At 62.1% G+C, this 369-nt stretch carries 1 protein-coding gene; it reads left to right on the top strand.

Annotated elements, in window-relative coordinates; genetic code table 11:
- Positions 1-23: 23 nt before the first annotated feature.
- On the top strand, positions 24-369 hold a 346-nt coding region (locus G3O00_RS44275; protein WP_206146649.1), incomplete at its 3' end, for a hypothetical protein.

Here is a 369-nt window from a genome sequence, read left to right as displayed (position 1 = left end):
TCGACGTGGAAGTCGACAGCGATGTGACCGAGCTGTTGGTCGACGAAAGGCCGGTCGACAGCGACGTGATCGAGCTGGTGGCCGACGACAAACCGGTCGACGTGGAAGTCGACAACGACGTCACCGAGCTGTTGGTCGACGAGAGGCCGGTCGAGAGCGACGTAATCGAACTGGTGGCCGACGACAGACCGGTCGACGTGGAAGTCGACAGCGAAGTGACCGAGCTGTTGGTCGACGAAAGACCGGTCGAGAGCGACGTGATCGAACTGGTGGCCGACGACAGACCGGTCGACGTGGAAGTCGACAGCGATGTGACCGAGCTGTTGGTCGACGAAAGGCCGGTCGACAGCGACGTGATCGAGCTGGTGG

It is taken from the genome of Burkholderia sp. Ac-20384, from assembly GCF_017104605.1.
Classification (GTDB): domain Bacteria; phylum Pseudomonadota; class Gammaproteobacteria; order Burkholderiales; family Burkholderiaceae; genus Burkholderia; species Burkholderia lata.
Note: the sequence above shows the minus strand (reverse complement) of the source record. Positions and strands in the feature narration are given on the sequence as shown.